Genomic DNA, 18,542 nt, shown 5'->3' with positions numbered 1-18,542 from the left:
CTCCGCCTGCTGGGCTCGAACCAGCGACCCAATGATTAACAGTCATTTGCTCTACCAACTGAGCTAAGGCGGAATTTCTTAGCGGCTGTGCCGTTCAGATGGCGCGTATATTATAGAGCAGTTTTAGGCAGGTCAACTCTTTTTTTCGATTTAACTAATTGATTTGTCAGGAAATTATTTGTTTGTTTTGTACGTAAAAAGATATTGAGTAACAAGGTGCGAAGAGGGGTGTGATAAGTCTTTCGGGTTTGTGGGGACTTTGAGGAGGGCCTACAATCGCAGTCTGTTTTCGGTTTATTGATGCTTGGGTGAGTGTTATGGAGTCGCGTCCGTTCAAGGTAGAGAGTAACTACAGCCCGGCTGGGGATCAGCCGGCGGCGATTGAACTGCTGGCAGAAGGGATTGATGATGGCCTCAGCCACCAGACGCTGCTTGGGGTAACCGGGTCAGGTAAGACTTTTACAATGGCCAATATTATTGAGCGCCTGCAGCGTCCAGCTATTGTGATGGCGCACAACAAGACATTGGCGGCTCAACTCTACGGCGAATTCAGAGACTTCTTCCCCAAGAATGCCGTAGAGTATTTCGTCTCTTACTACGATTACTATCAGCCCGAAGCGTATGTGCCCTCCTCGGATACTTTTATCGAGAAAGATGCATCGATTAATGAGCATATCGAGCAAATGCGTCTTTCGGCCACCAAGGCACTGATTGAGCGACGCGATGTGGTAGTGGTCGCCACAGTATCGGCTATCTATGGGTTGGGTGATCCCGATAAATACTTAAAGATGGTATTGCATTTAGATCGCGGAGATCTGGTGGATCAGCGCACAATTCTGCGGCGCCTGGCTGAGTTGCAATATACGCGCAACGATGCGGATTTTCGTCGCGCCACCTATCGAGTGCGCGGTGACATTATCGATATCTACCCGGCCGACTCAGACATGGAGGCGGTGCGGCTCTCTTTGTTCGATGAAGAAATTGAAGAGATCACTCTGTTTGACCCCTTAACCGGCGAACAGCTCAAGAAAGTCCCCAGAGTTACTATATTTCCCAAGTCGCACTATGTAACTCCGCGGGAAACCATCGTCAGTGCTATTGATCACATCAAGGAAGAGTTGCGTGTGCGCCTAGAGCAATTGCGAGGCAATAATAAATTACTGGAGGCGCAGCGCCTGGAGCAACGCACCCGCTATGATCTGGAAATGATGCAGGAACTGGGTTACTGCAATGGCGTGGAGAATTATTCACGCTACCTGTCCGGGCGCGACTCGGGCCAGCCACCGCCCACATTATTTGACTACCTGCCCAGCGATGCCTTGCTCTTTATTGATGAAAGTCATGTCACCGTGCCCCAGATTGGAGGGATGTATCGCGGGGATCGGTCGCGCAAGGAAACTCTGGTTGAGTACGGCTTCCGCCTGCCTTCGGCTTTGGATAATCGGCCACTTAAGTTCGAGGAGTGGGAGCACCTGGCTCCGCAAACGGTATTTGTATCGGCGACACCGGGCCCCTATGAGGGTGAGCACGCTGGCCAAGTGGCAGAGCAGGTGGTGCGCCCGACCGGGCTGGTGGACCCTGAGGTAGAAATTCGCCCAGCCCAGACCCAGGTGGACGATGCTTTGTCGGAAATTCAGCGCTGTGTCGATGCGGATCAGCGAATGCTAATCACGGTCTTGACCAAGCGTATGGCTGAGGACTTAACGGAATACCTGGCTGAAAATGGGGTGCGCGTACGCTATTTACACTCCGATATCGATACAGTGGAGCGTGTGGAGATTATCCGGGATCTACGTATCGGTGAGTTTGATGTGTTGGTGGGTATTAACTTGCTGCGCGAAGGCCTGGATATGCCGGAAGTAGCCCTGGTGGCGATCTTTGATGCGGATAAAGAGGGGTTCCTGCGCTCTGATCGCTCGCTGATACAGACCATCGGTCGTGCGGCGCGCAATCTGGAGGGGCGGGCTATCCTCTATGCGGATAAGGTGACAGGCTCCATGGAGCGGGCGCTCGAAGAAACACGCCGCCGCCGTGAGAAACAGCTCGCCTTCAATAAAGAGCATGGCATTACACCCAAAGGCATCCGCAAGAGTGTTGCCGATATTCTCGAGGGCGCTGTGGCGCCAGGTGTACCAAAAAGTCGCCGAAAAGTGGCGGAAGGGAAGGGCGCTTACAAGGTTGATGCAAAGCCGCTGTCCGACAAGCAGCGCTGGACGAGAATTGCCGAACTGGAAGAGCAGATGTATGAGCACGCCAAAAATCTTGAGTTTGAATCTGCGGCCAAGTTGCGTGATGAAATTTCTCACCTGAAAGAGGCAGAGTAGTCGAGGGCGCAATCCGGCCAGTGTCGATTGCCAGGCATGTAGGTCGTTAAAAAAACCAGCAAAAGCTCAGTAAGTTGTTGAAAACACTGAAAAGCGGTGCTAAAGTTCGCGCTCTTCGCAGCACTGGGTTCCCCCGCTGTAGAGTTTTAGACCCGTAGCTCAGTTGGTTAGAGCGCTGCCTTGACATGGCAGAGGTCAGCGGTTCAAATCCGCTCGGGTCTACCATCTTTAGATAGGATGGCTGGCCCATCCAGATCAAGTTTTTCATGCGGTCTTTGGTAGGGATCGCCACTGAGAGAAAGGACAAGCAATGCCCGTTGTTACTCTCCCCGACGGTTCTCGTCGAGAATTTTCCGCCCCGGTTTCCGTGCATGATGTTGCCGCCGATATCGGCCCAGGCCTGGCCAAAGCCGCCCTCGCAGGTGTTGTGGATGGCAAAGAGGTCGACACCAGCTATATCATCGATTGCGATGTAGACCTGGCAATCATCACAGACCGCCAGCCGGAAGGCTTGGAAGTTATCCGCCACTCCACCGCACACCTGTTGGCGCAGGCAGTTAAGCAGCTGTACCCGACCGCTCAGGTTACCATCGGCCCGGTGATTGAAGATGGCTTCTACTACGACTTCGCCTATGAGCGCCAGTTTACGCCCGAAGATCTCGAGAAGATCGAAGAGCGGATGGAAGTGCTGGTGAAAGAAGATATTCCAGTCAGTCGCCGGCTTATGCCACGCAAAGAGGCCGTGACGTACTTCCGCGAAATGGGCGAGGAGTACAAGGCTGAGATTATCGACAGTATCCCCAGCGATGAAGATATCTCTTTATATCGCCAGGGTGATTTCGAGGATCTGTGTCGAGGTCCCCATGCGCCGTCCACTGGCAGATTAAAAGCTTTCAAGCTGACCAAAGTGGCTGGCGCCTACTGGCGTGGCAATTCAGACAACGAAATGTTGACTCGTGTTTATGGTACTGCCTGGGCCAACAAGAAAGAATTAAAGGCTTACCTGCGCCGTATTGAAGAGGCGGAGAAGCGCGACCACCGCAAGCTGGCTAAGAAGTTTGACCTCTTTCATATTCAGGAAGAGGCACCCGGCATGGTGTTCTGGCACCCCAATGGCTGGACTGTGTATAGCACGGTTGAGCAGTATATGCGCCGTCGCCAGCGCGAGTACGGTTATAAAGAAATTAGAACCCCGCAGCTGGTGGATTTCAGTCTGTGGCGTAAGTCCGGCCATGCGGACAAGTTCGGCGAAGATATGTTTACGCTCACCAGTGAAGAGCGCCAGTTTGCTATCAAGCCGATGAACTGCCCCTGCCATGTCCAGGTATTCAATCAGGGCCTGCGCAGCTATCGCGATCTGCCCCTGCGTCTGGCCGAATTTGGCTCCTGTCACCGCAGTGAACCCTCCGGCTCTCTGCACGGCCTAATGCGGGTGCGTGGGTTTGTGCAGGATGACGGTCATATCTTCTGTAGCGAAGACCAGATCCAATCGGAAGTCTCCGACTTTATGGATCTGTTGCACTCTGTGTACAAGGACTTCGGCTTTGATGATGTTATTTACCGCCTCTCCACTCGCCCCGAGAAGCGTGTGGGTTCCGATGAGAGCTGGGATAAAGCCGAGAAAGCACTGGCCGATGCACTGGATGCCGCAGGTCTGCCCTGGGAAGAATTGCCGGGTGAGGGTGCCTTCTATGGACCCAAAATCGAATTCTCTCTGAAAGACTGCCTCGGTCGTGTATGGCAGTGTGGTACCATCCAGGTGGACTTCTCCATGCCGGGTCGCCTGGAGGCCCAGTATGTTGCCGAAGATGGCTCGCGCCAGTCTCCGGTCATGTTGCACCGCGCAGCCCTGGGATCCTTCGAGCGCTTTATCGGCATCCTGATTGAGCATTATGAAGGTGCTTTCCCTACCTGGCTGGCGCCGCAGCAGGTGGCGATCATGAATATCACCGATCGTCAGGCCGATTATTGTCGTGACTTGGAGGCTCGCCTTGGCGCTCTTGAGTACCGCGCCAGTGCTGACTTGAGAAACGAGAAGATCGGCTTTAAAATCCGCGAGCACACACTTCAGCGTGTCCCTTATCTGCTGGTAATCGGCGATAAGGAAGTAGAGAGCCAGACGGTTGCCGTGCGCACCCGTAGCGGCGAGGATCTGGGGGCAATGACTTACGAGTCTTTCCTACAGCTTCTCGAACAGGACGTAAGTCGCCGCGGCCGTTTGTCCGAAGAAAATGCATAACAACTTGGCAACTGGGAGACCATAGCTATTAAACGAGACACTAAGGGACGGTCCAAAAAGGCCCGCATAAACGATCAGATTGAAGCGTCGGAAATCCGCCTGATAGGCGCCGATGGCGAACAGGTAGGCATTGTCTCCCTGAGTGAGGCGCTGGAGGCTGCGCAACAGGCCAGCTTGGATCTCGTTGAAATTGCCCCGGACTCCACGCCGATAGTCTGTAAGATCATGGACTACGGCAAGCACGTATTCGAGGCGAAGAAAGCCAAGAATGCCGCCAAGAAGAAACAGAAGCAGCAACAGATCAAGGAAATGAAATTCCGCCCGGGCACCGATATCGGTGACTACGAGATCAAACTGCGCAACCTTACCCGCTTCCTCGAGGCGGGTGACAAGGCCAAAGTATCTCTGCGTTTCCGCGGTCGTGAAATGGCTCACCAGGAGCTGGGTATGGAAATGATGCAGCGCATCGAGAAAGACCTGGAAGAGCTGGCTGTTGTAGAGCAAAGACCAAAGATGGAAGGTCGCCAGATGCTTATGGTGCTTGCTCCCAGCAAAAAGAAAAGGTGAGTTTCGGGAAGTGATTCCCGAAAACTCCTTTGAGAAGTGATTGGGCGACGGCTGCCTCCTCACTCTCACAGTGCCGATACCCCCGGTTGTCGGCAGTTACTAAAGGTGCCTGTTCTGCAGGCTAATATTCACTTTGGAGTACAAAATGCCGAAAGCAAAGACTCACAGTGGCGCTGCCAAGCGCTTCAAGAAGACGGCTGCGGGCTACAAGCACAAGCACGCTAACAAGAGCCACATCCTCACCAAGATGACCACCAAGCGTAAGCGTCAGCTGCGCGGCACCCAGACTATGAACAAGTCTGACGCCGGTCTGGTCGATCGTATGTTGCGCGCCAAGTAATTGGCCCAAATCGCAAAGGTTTAAGAGGATAGAGTTATGGCCCGTGTTAAACGTGGTGTAGAGGCGCGTCGTCGTCACAAGAAGATTTTGAAGCAGGCTAAAGGTTACTACGGTGCGCGTTCCCGCGTATTCCGTGTAGCCAAGCAGGCAGTTATTAAAGCTGGTCAATACGCATATCGTGACCGTCGCGTTAAAAAGCGTAACTTCCGCGCTCTGTGGATTACTCGTATTAACGCCCAGTCCCGTGCGGAAGGCCTGAGTTACAGCCGCCTGATCGCAGGTCTGAAGAAAGCGGATATCGCACTGGATCGCCGTGTATTGGCTGATCTGGCTGTTTACGATAAAGCCGCTTTTGCTGCCGTAGTTGAAAAAGCTAAGGCAGCCCTGGCAGCGTAAGTTGCCACTTCAGTTGTAAAACTGAATACTAAAAATAGGGAAGGGCTGTAGCGGCCCTTCCCTATTTTTTTATGGGGTCCCCGCTATTTTTTACCGATGGCGGTGCCAGAGGGGAGCCCCCGCGGTGCAAAGAGCACCGGCCAAACAAAAGCAGAAAAAGTTGGATTCAAACGGGAACAGTTCGATGCAAGATTTGCAGTCCCTCACCGAGCAGGCAATGGAGCTGGTGGAGAAGGCCGATGGCCTCGCCGCACTGGATCTGGTGCGCGTTGATTACCTGGGCAAAAAGGGCCAGCTCACAGCGCTGCTGAAAAGCCTGGGCAAGCTGTCTGCTGAGGAGCGCCCGGCGGCGGGTGCCAAAATCAATGAAGCCAAGCAGCAAGTGCAGGAAAAAATTAACGCGCGCCGTACTATGCTGGAGCAGGCGGCCATCAACGCGAAATTGGCCGAAGAAACCATTGACGTCACCCTGCCGGGGCGCGGTGAAGAGCAGGGTAACGCCCATCCCATTACCCGCACGCTCAAGCGCGTAGAAGATTTCTTCGCGGGTATCGGCTTTTCGGTTGAGAAGGGCCCGGAAGTCGAACAGGACTACTACAACTTCGAAGCGCTGAATATTCCTGCGCACCACCCTGCGCGCGCGATGCACGACACTTTCTATGTGGATCCCACCACCGTACTGAGAACCCACACCTCTTCTGTGCAGATTCGCACTATGGAGAAAGAGTCTCCGCCGCTGCGTATTATTTGCCCGGGCCGTGTATACCGCTGTGATTCCGATGTGACTCACTCGCCTATGTTCCATCAGGTGGAAGGCCTGGTGATCGGTGAGAATATCAGCTTCGCCCACCTGAAAGGCACGATCGACCAATTCCTGCGCGCTTTCTTCGAAGCGGAAGTGCCGGTGCGTTTCCGCCCGTCCTATTTTCCGTTTACCGAGCCCTCTGCCGAGGCGGATATCCAATGTACCGCCTGTGGTGGCGAAGGCTGCCGCGTGTGTTCCGGTACCGGTTGGCTGGAAATTCTTGGCTGCGGCATGGTGCACCCGAATGTGTTTGCCGCCTGTGATATCGACAGCGAAAAATACTCCGGCTTTGCCTTTGGTATTGGTATCGAACGCCTCGCCATGCTGCGCTATGGCGTGAACGACCTGCGCTTGTTCTTCGATAACGATCTGCGCTTCTTGAAACAGTTCTAAGCCAAAGTCGAATTGTGGAGGCCTGCGCGGCGAAGTTAGCGCCCCAGGCGAAATGCGCACAGAGCTGCGCTGACGGAATACAGAAAGAGATCAACTATGAAATTCAGCAACTCCTGGCTGCGGGAATGGGTAAACCCGGAACTCACCACTCAGGAACTGGCCGATCAAATCACCATGGCCGGCCTGGAAGTGGATGGCGTTGAAAAAGTAGCGGGCGATTTTTCCGGAGTGGTTGTCGGTGAGATAGTCGGCTGTGAACAGCACCCGGATGCGGACAAGCTGCGCGTGTGTAAAGTGGCCGGTCACCCTGAAGGTGAAATGCAGGTTGTGTGCGGCGCTCCCAATGCGCGCACCGGAATCAAAATTCCTTTTGCTTTGGTTGGCGCCAAGCTGCCGGGCGATTTTAAAATCAAGAAAGCCAAGCTGCGCGGTGTAGAGAGCTTTGGCATGCTCTGCGCGCAAACCGAACTGGAGCTGGGCGAAGACAACGACGGAATCTGGGAGCTGCCGGAAGATGCCCCCACCGGTACCGACCTGCGCGCCTATTTGCAGTTGGACGATGAGACCCTCGAAGTGGACCTCACGCCGAACCGTTCCGACTGCCTCGGAGTTGCCGGTATTGCCCGCGAAGTAGGCGTGCTGAACCGCTGCGCTGTACAGGGCCCGGAAATTGCCCCGGTACCCCAGCAAATCAATGAGAGTTTGCCGGTCTCCCTGCTGGCGGAATCTGCCTGTCCGCGTTACGTCGGCCGGGTAATTCGCAACATTGATATCAAGGCCCAAACACCCCTGTGGATGCAAGAGCGCCTGCGTCGCAGCGGCCTGCGCAGCATCGACCCGGTAGTGGACGTCACCAACTACGTGCTGCTGGAGCTTGGCCAACCCATGCACGCCTTTGACCTGGAGAAGCTCTCCGGCGGTATCAAAGTGCGTATGGCAGAGCATGGCGAAGAGCTGACCCTGCTGGATGGCCAGGAAGTGAAGCTGCAAGAAGGCACCCTGGTTATCGCCGACGAAGAAAAGCCCCTGGCGATGGCTGGCATTATGGGCGGCTTAGACTCCTCGGTAACTAAGGGCACCCAGCACATTTTCCTCGAGAGCGCCTTCTTTAGCCCGCTGGCCATCGCTGGCAAGGCCCGCTCTTACGGTCTGCACACCGACTCTTCTCACCGCTTCGAGCGCGGCGTGGACTACCACCTGCAAGAGAAAGCGGTAGAGCGCGCCACCCAATTGCTGTTGGATATTGTCGGCGGTGAGGTGGGTCCAGTACATGTGCGCGAGCTGACGGAAACCATGCCCGCCGAGCGCCACATCACTTTGCGTCGCGCACGGGTAGAGCAGGGCCTGGGTATCCAGCTAGCTGATGACGAGCTTGTCGATATTCTCACCCGCCTGGGCCTGGAAAAAATCGACCAGAACGACGAAGGCTGGACCTTCCTCGCCCCCAGCTTCCGTTTCGATATTGCCATCGAAGCCGACCTGCTGGAAGAACTGGCCCGTGTTTACGGCTACAACCGTATTCCCAGCGAAAGTTTTACCGCCGAACTGGAAATTGCACCGCGCCCCGAGAGCACCATTGCCCAAGACGACTTGGAGCAGACCCTACTGAGCCGCGGCTACTACGAAGCGATTACGTTCAGCTTTATCGATAGCGACAGCGCCGCGCTGTTTGACCCGGAAGCTGATCCGGTAGCCCTGCAAAATCCGATCAGTGCCGAACTGGCGGTGATGCGTACAACCCTGCTGCCTGGCCTGTGCAAAGCGTTGCAGTACAACCTCAATCGCCAGCAAAATCGCGTACGCCTGTTCGAAACCGGATTGCGCTTCGTACCTGGCGTGGAGCTGCACCAGGAGCCGATGATCGCCGGCCTGGCTTACGGCAACCGCTTCTTAGAGAACTGGACCGGCAGCAAGGACTCTGTAGATTTCTACGATGTGAAAGCCGATGTGGAAGCCCTGCTGACCCGCACGGGAGTTGCCAGCGAATTCCGCTTTATTGCCGCTCAACACCCCGCGCTGCACCCGGGGCAAACGGCCAAGATTATGCGCGGCGACCGCGAAGTTGGGGTTATCGGTGCACTGCACCCGCAGCTGCAAAAGAAGCTGGATCTATCCAAGCCAGCCTTCGTTTTCGAGCTCAGCCTGGAGGCGATCGGTGAGGGTAAAGCCCCCGCATTCCGCCCGCTGTCCAAGTTTCCGGAAGTGCGCCGCGACCTGGCCCTGCTAATCGATGCGGATGTTCCCGCCGCCAGTTTGGTGGAAACCGCTACCGAGACCGCCGGTGAAACCCTGACGGGTGTCAAAATTTTTGATGTCTACCAGGGCAAAGGTATTGATTTAAATAGAAAAAGTGTTGCTTTGGGGTTGACCTTTCAGCATTCGTCGCGCACCCTTAATGACGAAGAAATCAATGCCGCTGTAGATGCGGTGGTCGGAAAACTAGAAGAAAAATATAACGCTAGTCTGCGCTAGTAGCAGAGCATGATGCTCTCGGGTGCAGGCTGAATTGCATCCCGAGAGCGTCTGCTACCGGGTTGAAAGCCGCCGCGGTTAGGGCCGCTTCCGATCTGGAGTCGACGCCTCTGAATCAATTGGTAGGATCCAATGACAGAGGCACTGACAAAGGCCGGGCTCGCCGAGAAGTTGTACGAGGAGCTGGGCTTTAACAAGCGCGAAGCAAAAGAGATCGTCGAGTATTTCTTCGAGGAAATCCGCAATGCGCTGGAAAACAACGAGCAGGTCAAGCTCTCGGGCTTTGGCAATTTTGACTTGCGTGACAAGAGCCAGCGTCCCGGCCGCAACCCTAAAACCGGTGAAGAAATCCCCATCTCAGCCCGCCGTGTCGTTACCTTCAAGCCTGGGCAAAAACTCAAGACGCGAGTAGAGGAATATGCTGGAACCGAGCAATAATGCTCAGCTGCCGGCAATTCCGGGTAAGCGCTACTTCACGATTGGTGAAGTTGGTGAATTATGCGCCGTTAAACCCCACGTCCTGCGCTATTGGGAGCAGGAATTTCCGCAGCTGAAACCCGTCAAGCGCCGCGGCAACCGCCGTTACTACCAACATCAAGATGTCATTATGGTCCGCCAGATTCGTGCGCTACTCTATGAGGAGGGCTATACCATCGGAGGCGCGCGCCAGCAGATCGCAATTGGCAGCGAACGGGCGGAGGTGGTACAGCTGCAGCAGGTACTACCGGAGGTGATCGCAGAGCTAAAGGATGTAGTGGCTTTGCTGGAAGAGGGACGGAATTTCTAAAAAAGTGTTTATCCGGACTTGCAATCCAGCGCTAGTCCGGTATGATTCACGCCACATCGACGTACGATGTCTTTAAAAATCAATCACTTAGCGAAGTGAGCGATTTTTCAAAATCGGAGCGTAGCGCAGCCTGGTAGCGCACCACACTGGGGGTGTGGTGGTCGTCGGTTCAAATCCGGCCGCTCCGACCATATATATCGTTGCATGGCAACGGCGAAGAAACCCGCTTTTTAGCGGGTTTTTTTGTGTCCAAAATAAAGTCAATTAAGCGGTGGGGCTGCTTACCTAGCCCATACCTATTCGGGGGCTCCCTAGTTGTTGTATTGCTGGGAGTCTTTAAGGGTCTAGTAGCTCGGACGCCGCCAGGGGGCACAGTATCGAAGCGCAGATTTTTGAGTGCGCCAGGTAAGTCTCCTAGTGCCAATCGGGATAGGGGTGTATGGGCTAGATTACGGTGTTATGTCTTTGGACATGGTGCTCAGGTTATTGCTATTCACAGCGAGCGGCATCGCTCTCTCCTAGTCGCCTAGTCGCTCGACCTGACTCCCCGCTTTGCCTGGGTTGTTATCCTCCTCCGCAGGGTTTTTCAGTGTCACGATATCTAATTTCTTCTGGCGCAAGGTGATATGCCTTTCACTATTGAAGCACTCCAAAAAATGATATCGGTATGGGCACCGTCGATATTATTTACATTGCGCCTCTCCACGGAGGCCGTAAAACAAAAAGCCAACATATCTGCGCATAAATAGTTTGTTGTCTTCAGTGCATCGCAGTTGTTGAGGCTAAGCACTTATTGCCGAGGGATAGCAAATTGAGATCAATAGAGCCGAGGTTCCTCTCCTTTCCTCTCCTCTGCTTGTTAAATTCGTTTTACTGAAATTTCCCTTTAATCGGTGTGGTATGGTTTCTTGTGTAACGATTAACTATAAAAGATGTCGGTGCAGTGTTGCTGTATTTGGGGATTTTTTTCTTGTTGCCGTGTGAAATTAAGAGGCTTTGTTTAATTTGTAGTATTTTGCGAGGTGATATTTAGATGCTGAGTTGAAATCGTGGTATGGGGTTTTTGTACTGCTTACTGTGCAGGGTTCTCTCCTAAAATGTTTGTTTGGCAGTAAGTTAATTTTTGTGGAATTTATAGTTAATAAATTGTGGATTGGCGAAATGGTTTTTTGTGGGTTATATTTTTATTGGAGGTTGGTGCTGGAGGGTGGTGTGTTTTTAGTGCTTTGACTAATTCAAAAAGAGTGTAAATCTAATTGCGTAACTACAATGCTATTCTTGTTATTAGCAATACTAAAGAATAGGTCTGAAGGTCTCATAAGAACATCGAATCGTTTGCTGCTAGCGTGGCGTAATAAGCAGTACATTCGAGCCGGCTCATCTTGGTTGAATCTTGTTGAGCGCTTATTTGGGTTAATCAAGGAAAAAAATCGTTATGGCATTTTTACGTCTGTAAAGGTTCTGGAAAAGAAAACATTGGCATTCGTGGATGATCACAGCACTACCGCCCCCAAGCTTTTTATTGCAGAAATCATTTTGGGGGAAATTGAACGTGCGATTGAACACGCGAAGGCGGCATTGTTTTGAATGCGCTGTTTATTGCAGAACACTCGGTACCGAGTCAATTTAAGGGAGAATACATGAGCTATTTGTATCACTATACAGACAACAACCACAGGATCACAGATGGTGCTCTTAACCAGTTAAACTTCCATTCTGTGATCCAGGAGGATGATGGGTTTGGCGGCTATAATACCAAATTCACCGTCACCAACAGTCTCTGTGTTTACCACGTCCATTTCTATGCGAACGGTACGCGTATCTCGGTCATCCGACACAAGCCCAGTGACAGTGCGGAAGGGACGAACATCATTGAATGTACCAAGGCCAAATATAAAAAAACATTCTCTGATCTGCAACACAAATGCAATGGCTATGCCAACCATATGCTCCTAATGCAAAACTTTAGGAACGCTATTGCCGGCTTACAACGTAACGGTAGAAATGAGTTAACGAACCCCTGATTGAGTCCTGGACACCCAAAAGATTAAGGGTAATTCAGGAATGAGTGAATCCAGGACACCCATAAATTGAAAGCGCCAGCAATCCAGGACACCCAAGGATTGGAGAGAAGGAACAATCCAGGACACCCAAGGATTGGAGAGAAGTGTCAGTTACGTGGCAAGCATCAGCTTTAGTGGTTTTTCCTCTCTAATTTAGGGGTAAAGGGGGGAATACAGGGGGGGGTGTGTTCAGGCTTGAGGCAGCGCAATTTTTGGATATAAAACCGGCAATTGTGCTATCGAGTGTCTGGAGTAGGGCTAGATTAGTGGGGGGGGTAGCTGAGAGGAAGCGCCGGCAGTCACCAATGCCGTGTATCCAGCGTTTATTGAGCTGGCTGCAGGCTTGCTGTACCACCTTCACTGATCCCACCAAGCCTTTAAAGCGCCTTTCAAATTTCGGTTGAGATAGAGCCAGTGCTTGGGAGAGATACCAAGCCGATCTAGGATGGGAGGCGTATTTCCGGCAATACAGCCTCGTTTTCCAGAATCCAGGACACCCATAAATTGAAAGAACAGATTAATAGAATCCAGGACACCCATAAATTAACAACCCACCGAGGAGCAATCCAGGACACCCAAGGATTGGAGAGAAGGAAATACAGGGGGGGGCAGGCTTTAGGCAGCGCAATTTTGGATATAAAACTGGCAATTGTGCTATGGGAGAATCCAGGACACCCAAGGATTGGAGAGAAGTGTCAGTTACGTGGCAAGCATCAGCTTTAGTGGTTTTTCCTCTCTGATTTAGGGGTAAAGGGGGGAATACAGGGGGGTTGTGTTCAGGCTTTAGGCAGCGCAATTTTTGGATATAAAACCGGCAATTGTGCTATCGAGTGTCTGGAGTAGGGCTAGATTAGTGGGGGGGTAGCTGAGAGGAAGCGCCGGCAGTCACCAATGCCGTGTACCCAGCGTTTATTGAGCTGGCTACAGGCTTGCTGTACCACCTTCACTGATCCTACCAAGCCTTTAAAGCGACTTTCAAAATTTCGGTTGAGATAGAGCCAGTGCTTGGGAGAGATGCCAAGCCGATCTAGGATGGGAGGCGTATTTCCGGCAATACAGCCTCGTTTTCTGGGATTTAAAAGTCGGCCACTCCAATCCACTAGTTCCAAATAGTGATCCAACTGAAAAGGTAGCCCTTTCGGCATACTTAAACGCTCACCGCCGACAAACGGAAGTAGATTTTTGGGCTGCTTGCCTGAGACTGCGGCACGAATACGCTGTTGAATCGAAGTGTAATCGGAGTCTTCAGGGGTCTTGGCAATATTGGCACGGATCGGGTTGAGGTCTACATAGGCCATGCAGGCAGCAAGGGCTCTTTCATCCAGTAAGGCTTGGGACTTAAAACGGCCCTCCCAAAAGCGGCCTGTACAGTTGTCCTCAGCATTGGCCTGGCGAGCGATAGATTCGTTTAAGCAGCGCATAAACCAGCTGATATCCATTAGACGCTCCTGCCATAGGGAGACGACTTCCTTTAGCCTAGTTGCCTCACAGTGATCGAGGGTATCGCCCTGAAGATAGCGCTGAGCCAAGCTGGAAGCTTTGAACAGCTTTTGCCAGCGAGTAATTACCTCTGTGAGAGACCACTTGCTAGCAGCCTCTCTGTCGATATAGAGCACTATATGGTAGTGATTACTCATTACTGCATAGGCGGCAATATCTAATGCGAACACCTCGGCCAATTTATGCATACGGCTTTCAATCCACTCGCGCCGATGTTCGTAATTTCTTCCGGATTCAGTGTTTCTACCAAAAAGTAATGCACGCACGCCGTACACAGCGGGCAACGCAGTGATAATAATGTATCGCATCCAGAGAGATCCGGGTGCTTCGCGGTAGAGTTATCGGCTGTACATATGTTGATGTGTATGAATATACAGTAAACTGTGGAGCTTCATCCTTTTTTCAAAAGGGCTGGCGGATTATGTTTTCTATTTGGTGGGTGTCCAGAAATACCTGTCCTATACAAGGTGATAGCCAATATGGGGCAAGCAGGGGACTCCCCCCCCCCAAGTGCGTGGTACAGCAAAAGGTGCCACGGCTAACTTTGCGGAAATTATGTTGAAGTTAGATGAATCTGATACGGTTTTGGAGGCGACAGAAAAAAGTGTAAAGACTGTGATGGGAAACACTGAGCTCAATCACATTACCGATCATATTTTGAAAATCTCTGGCAAATCGACTAAGCGCGAGATGAAGGAGTGGAATCCTGATACTATTGATAAATATCTATGGATGTCCTTTAAAGGCGAAACGCCACCGGATGGTAAAAGTAAGGCTGGGCAGTTTTATCAAGATATATTGAACCTGGTGCAACGGGGGGCTTATGACGATCTGTCAAAAGTGGATTATGAGTGGGTTTTTGTGCACGGTGATCCGGATAAAATTGTTGATGCTATGGTTGGTCGTTTAAAGAAAGATGAACAGCGACTATTATCAATTGCAAAGTTGGCAGAAGATACTTATTTAGAATCTAAGTTGATTGATCCTGCGCAAAAAACAATCTTCTTAGAGGAAGAGTTTTCTGATTTTTTAGGAAAAGTAATAGTTAGCGCTAAAACCATTGAATAAGCGAGAATCACCCATGACTATTGTATGTACATTTATTATTCCTGGGTCTCTATGGGTTGAGCCGGTAGGGGATGATGATGGTATTCTTGTGAGCGGTTTAAATTCTTACATTGAATGGCTTGGGGGTAGTAATAAATTTAAACTTATTGGATTTAGCCACTATTTTTATTCGGTGCGGCCTGACCCGAGAAATAATAATATTTGGTTGGTTTCAATAGAAGGGAAGTGGCACACCTATATTAACGGTGAGCTATCTAAGATTGAGGATGAAGAGTTTCAGATTTCGTTAAACGCCACAATAACTGAAGCCTATAAGGTTGTGAATTTAGGTCGAGGGTCTTATGAGATTATCTCGAAATTAGATGGTAAGTCTTATCTTTTTAAGGAGAGGAGATCCTTCTTTGTTTGTGAGATCGAAGGAGATTTAGTGTTTGATCTTCAAAAAAGAAACGCTTTTGTTAAATATGACATTGCCTCCAATGAATTGGCATCGTTCGAATATGATGATTCAGAGATCCCTTCAGGGTGTATTCAAATTGAATCGTATCTATTTTTCAGTAATTTTGGAGCGAGGCACGACCTAAAGGTTGTTGATTTGCGCACATTTAAAATACAGTTTCAATATGAGGATATCGGCTCAACGACTTTTTCAGTTTATAAGGTTGGTGATAGTTATTTTATTTTTTCGAACGGAAGAATTTTAATTTGGAGCCATTTGAGTGGGGCTGTAGAGTGTGTTGAGTTGCCGGGAAGAATTTCAGCGCATTTAATGTCTGATGACTGTTTTTATGTTGGATTTGAATCAGATCCTCATTTATATTTATACGATGCGAAATCTTTAGATCTTTTGAATAAAAAGAAGGTGGTCAAAAACGGTTTTTACCCACTGATTATTGCCGAATCAAATGATTGTTTGGCATTGCAATGTAATGCATCTACTGGGAATCCTTTGTTAAAGAAAGCATATTTTGTCCCTTTTACTAAGGCATCTTTCTTAAGTGGCGATGATTTTGAGGTTGAAATAGAGCATCCTATCTATAATGAGCAGGAACGCTATCCAGAAGGCGAACAGCTATTTATCTTGTCGTTTTCCATTGATGCCAGTCATGATTACGTTACTATTATCCGCCAGAGCCTGGCTATTTTAGAAGATGCCATTACTTGCCATGCAGTACAGTATGTGGCCGGGAAGGAGAATCAAACTTATAGCGAAAATTTCGGCGGTCAGATAGAAATGATATTTGAAAATTGTGATGCTTTAGATGCCGAGCAGAAAAAAGCATTAGAGACCTCTTTGCATGAAGTTGCCAATGACGCCAAGCCTGTGTTTTATACACATCTTTCAGGCTCACTCATAGCCTCATCCACATCAATACAGTGAAATAGCTTTACGTACCCCAACAAACTGTTCGAATTTTACCCCACAGTATCATTTAGGACTGTGAAACCATCTGAACCTGTTAACAATTGAGTAATCCTCCCCAAAAATGGAGGTTTCTTGATGAGGTAACATTCAATATCACATGCCACTTTTATTTTGGGTTCACTTTAATGCGGGATCATAGGAAACCGTTGCTCAGGAGTGTAGCTTATTGGCCAATTAATATGTGCAACAGTACTTGTGTATAAAACTTAGCGCCAAGCTTGTAAATAAAGCTTATGCCAAGGGTGAGCCTAAGGACTTGCAACTTTTGATTAGTTTTTCTGGCTAGGTTTGTCCGGGATGGTCAGTATGCGGCCATCCCGTGCTAGCCAAAGAACTTTTCCCGTTATGAGGTTGCTGGGGATGCAGGATTTAGGCAACGCATAAACCAGCTGATATCCGTTAAGCGTTCCCGCCATGTTGTAGTGATTTCTTTTAGTGTCGTTAGCTCACAGCGGTCAAGGTTATCGCCGTTTAGGTAGCGCTGGGCCAAGCTAGAGGCTTTAAATAACTTTTGCCAGCGAGTGATCACCTCAAGTAGAGACTACTTATCAGCAGATTTCTTGTCAATGTGGAGTACCACATGGTAGTGGTTGCTCATTACGGCATAGGCGGCAATATCTAACGCAAACACCTCGGTCAACTTATGCATACGGCTTTCAATCCAATCGCGCCGATGTTCGTAATTTCTTCCGGATTCAGTGTCTCTACCACGAAGAAATGCACGCCGTACACAGCGGGCAACGCAGTGATAGTAAGGTGTTGCATCTAGAGATATCTGGGTGCTGCGAGGTTGGGGCATCGGCTGAAGACACATTGACCTGGATAAATTGCCAGTATTTTGAGGGTTTTCATAAATACAGCTCTTAAATTTGCCCTGGAAATGATTACACAGAATTACTTTTTGTTGATATCTCAAGTTTGGAAGGAATAATGATGAGCGTTGGATTTTTTGGCGAATTTGATATTTAGTTATTTAGGAGAATGTATGTCAGTGCTAAGGTCAGGAGAGACCGTTATAGCTTCAGAAACGGATGTTCGGTCTGGAAGTATAGGGTACGGTGGTGTCAATGATGCATTCGATTTATATCTGGTTAAGTTGGCTAGTGGAAATTATATACTTATAGTTTTTATGAAGATCCAGTTCTTCTTTGACGATGGTGAAGGGGGGGAGTGGAGTTCATCAGAAGAATCGCTTTTTGTTAGTCGATGGAATCTTGCTATACAAAGCAGGTGGGGTGGAAGAGTGCTTAAATATCTGGAATCTGGAAAAGCCATTGGTATAGATTTTAGGTTTGAGACGCAAATAGGTGGCTGGATGTTCGATCACTGGGAAATAACCGTGGAAAAGGTTAGCAAGTTTGCTGTCAGTAGTGTTAATCCTGTAAAGGGAACCGTTGCGCTGGATAGTCAAGACCTGAAGCTTGTAAGGAAGTCGGGTGGTCAACGGCAGCGTGGTGCAGTTCATGAGTTTGGTCATATGCTTGGCCTTGAAGATGAGTATCATAAATCGAGTAAGTACAATGGTGACTATAGATCTGTTATGAATAGTGGTGAGACGGTACTTAAAAGGCATGATAGTACTCACATGAAATGGTTGAAAAGCAAATTAGCGGATCATGGTATTTCATAGTGATTAAAAATTTATGTTTGATATTGGTTGTCCTTAGCCTGGCGTCCTGTGGAAAGGGAGATAGTATGGGGGATATCAAAGCCCTGGCATCAAAGGTTGTTTCGAGCTCTACGGCTCAGGAAGAAGAGCAAGCCTTAGAGGGGGTATGGGAATCTGTTTATAAAAATAGAATTTATGTTGAGGTGTTCTCACTGGATTCTGAAGGAAGTAAATCTGATATTAATAAGCTTGAAGATTTGAGTGGTGTGGTTAAAGTTCAAGCTGTATTTTCAAAGAATGATCAGTCTTTTACTTTAGAATGGGAGCCACATGAGTTAGATAATGTGTTTATCCTATTTAGAGAAAAATAGATGTACTTTTCTAATCTTGAAGAGGGATAGCTCTTTATTGTGATCATTTTAGATTTTTTGTTCTGGGCTAGAATGAGTTGTGAGAGAAGATCCTTTTTTGGTTATTCCTAGATTCCCATAACAACCGACACACTTGGCAATAGCGAGAGAGGCCAGCTGGCTGTAGGCTAGTAAGCTTCCAC

At 49.8% G+C, this 18,542-nt stretch carries 17 protein-coding genes and 3 tRNA genes; 17 read left to right on the top strand and 3 right to left on the bottom strand.

The window, feature by feature from the left end; translation table 11 throughout:
• Positions 1-73: transfer RNA gene (locus tag Q1A69_RS18875), tRNA-Asn, on the bottom strand.
• Between the two features lie 244 nt (positions 74-317).
• On the opposite strand from Q1A69_RS18875, the gene uvrB reads away from it, so the two are divergent.
• The 13 genes from uvrB to Q1A69_RS18810 all read left to right on the top strand — a co-directional run bounded on the left by uvrB (position 318) and on the right by Q1A69_RS18810 (position 12,347).
• Positions 318-2,324 carry an excinuclease ABC subunit UvrB gene (uvrB, locus tag Q1A69_RS18870; protein ID WP_299589062.1) on the top strand — a complete coding sequence of 669 codons (2,007 nt, stop codon included), beginning with the start codon at positions 318-320 and terminating at the stop codon, positions 2,322-2,324.
• A 148-nt stretch (positions 2,325-2,472) separates the two neighbouring features.
• Positions 2,473-2,549: transfer RNA gene (locus tag Q1A69_RS18865), tRNA-Val, on the top strand.
• Positions 2,550-2,634: 85 nt separating this feature from the next.
• Complete coding sequence (gene thrS / locus Q1A69_RS18860; RefSeq protein ID WP_299589059.1) at positions 2,635-4,563, top strand: threonine--tRNA ligase; 1,929 nt, start codon at positions 2,635-2,637, stop codon at positions 4,561-4,563.
• A 27-nt stretch (positions 4,564-4,590) separates the two neighbouring features.
• Positions 4,591-5,130 carry a translation initiation factor IF-3 gene (infC, locus tag Q1A69_RS18855; RefSeq protein ID WP_299589064.1) on the top strand — a complete coding sequence of 180 codons (540 nt, stop codon included), beginning with the start codon at positions 4,591-4,593 and terminating at the stop codon, positions 5,128-5,130.
• A 145-nt stretch (positions 5,131-5,275) separates the two neighbouring features.
• Complete coding sequence (gene rpmI, locus Q1A69_RS18850; RefSeq protein ID WP_020413351.1) at positions 5,276-5,470, top strand: 50S ribosomal protein L35; 195 nt, start codon at positions 5,276-5,278, stop codon at positions 5,468-5,470.
• A 36-nt stretch (positions 5,471-5,506) separates the two neighbouring features.
• A complete protein-coding gene (gene rplT / locus Q1A69_RS18845; protein WP_020413350.1) occupies positions 5,507-5,866 on the top strand; it encodes a 50S ribosomal protein L20 in 360 nt (119 codons plus the stop codon).
• A 184-nt stretch (positions 5,867-6,050) separates the two neighbouring features.
• Positions 6,051-7,064, top strand: coding sequence for a phenylalanine--tRNA ligase subunit alpha (gene pheS / locus Q1A69_RS18840; RefSeq protein WP_299589056.1), 1,014 nt, complete (start codon positions 6,051-6,053; stop codon positions 7,062-7,064).
• 96 nt (positions 7,065-7,160) lie between these two features.
• The gene (gene pheT / locus Q1A69_RS18835; RefSeq protein WP_299589054.1) at positions 7,161-9,536 is read left to right on the top strand and encodes a phenylalanine--tRNA ligase subunit beta; all 2,376 of its coding nucleotides are present in this window, start codon (positions 7,161-7,163) and stop codon (positions 9,534-9,536) included.
• Between the two features lie 132 nt (positions 9,537-9,668).
• Entirely contained in the window at positions 9,669-9,974 is a 306-nt protein-coding gene (gene ihfA / locus Q1A69_RS18830; RefSeq protein WP_299589051.1) for an integration host factor subunit alpha, read from the top strand.
• A complete protein-coding gene (locus tag Q1A69_RS18825; RefSeq protein WP_299589047.1) occupies positions 9,955-10,323 on the top strand; it encodes a MerR family transcriptional regulator in 369 nt (122 codons plus the stop codon). The genes ihfA and Q1A69_RS18825 overlap by 20 nt, the downstream gene beginning before the upstream one ends.
• Before the next feature lie 114 nt (positions 10,324-10,437).
• Positions 10,438-10,514: transfer RNA gene (locus Q1A69_RS18820), tRNA-Pro, on the top strand.
• 1,144 nt (positions 10,515-11,658) lie between these two features.
• Complete coding sequence (locus Q1A69_RS18815; protein WP_299589044.1) at positions 11,659-11,910, top strand: hypothetical protein; 252 nt, start codon at positions 11,659-11,661, stop codon at positions 11,908-11,910.
• 53 nt (positions 11,911-11,963) lie between these two features.
• A complete protein-coding gene (locus tag Q1A69_RS18810; RefSeq protein ID WP_299589041.1) occupies positions 11,964-12,347 on the top strand; it encodes a hypothetical protein in 384 nt (127 codons plus the stop codon).
• A gap of 884 nt (positions 12,348-13,231) precedes the next feature.
• Here the strand turns inward: Q1A69_RS18810 and Q1A69_RS18805 are convergent.
• A complete protein-coding gene (locus Q1A69_RS18805) occupies positions 13,232-14,194 on the bottom strand; it encodes a transposase (RefSeq protein ID WP_299589038.1) in 963 nt (320 codons plus the stop codon).
• Between the two features lie 202 nt (positions 14,195-14,396).
• Here Q1A69_RS18805 and Q1A69_RS18800 point away from each other — a divergent pair, with 202 nt between their 5' ends.
• Together Q1A69_RS18800 and Q1A69_RS18795 are read left to right on the top strand one after the other, a co-directional pair.
• Positions 14,397-14,954: a hypothetical protein gene (locus Q1A69_RS18800; RefSeq protein WP_299589036.1), complete on the top strand. Its 558-nt coding sequence runs from the start codon at positions 14,397-14,399 to the stop codon at positions 14,952-14,954.
• 13 nt (positions 14,955-14,967) lie between these two features.
• The gene (locus Q1A69_RS18795) at positions 14,968-16,335 is read left to right on the top strand and encodes a hypothetical protein (RefSeq protein ID WP_299589034.1); all 1,368 of its coding nucleotides are present in this window, start codon (positions 14,968-14,970) and stop codon (positions 16,333-16,335) included.
• Between the two features lie 586 nt (positions 16,336-16,921).
• Here Q1A69_RS18795 and Q1A69_RS18790 read toward each other — a convergent pair.
• Complete coding sequence (locus Q1A69_RS18790; protein ID WP_299589031.1) at positions 16,922-17,179, bottom strand: transposase; 258 nt, start codon at positions 17,177-17,179, stop codon at positions 16,922-16,924.
• Positions 17,180-17,365: 186 nt separating this feature from the next.
• On the opposite strand from Q1A69_RS18790, the gene Q1A69_RS18785 reads away from it, so the two are divergent.
• Together Q1A69_RS18785 and Q1A69_RS18780 are read left to right on the top strand one after the other, a co-directional pair.
• Positions 17,366-18,010 carry a hypothetical protein gene (locus Q1A69_RS18785; protein WP_299589028.1) on the top strand — a complete coding sequence of 215 codons (645 nt, stop codon included), beginning with the start codon at positions 17,366-17,368 and terminating at the stop codon, positions 18,008-18,010.
• Positions 18,011-18,075: 65 nt separating this feature from the next.
• Complete coding sequence (locus Q1A69_RS18780; protein WP_299589025.1) at positions 18,076-18,360, top strand: hypothetical protein; 285 nt, start codon at positions 18,076-18,078, stop codon at positions 18,358-18,360.
• Positions 18,361-18,542: the final 182 nt, after the last annotated feature.

Source organism: uncultured Microbulbifer sp., assembly GCF_947498635.1.
GTDB lineage: Bacteria > Pseudomonadota > Gammaproteobacteria > Pseudomonadales > Cellvibrionaceae > Microbulbifer > Microbulbifer echini.
Note: the sequence above shows the minus strand (reverse complement) of the source record. Positions and strands in the feature narration are given on the sequence as shown.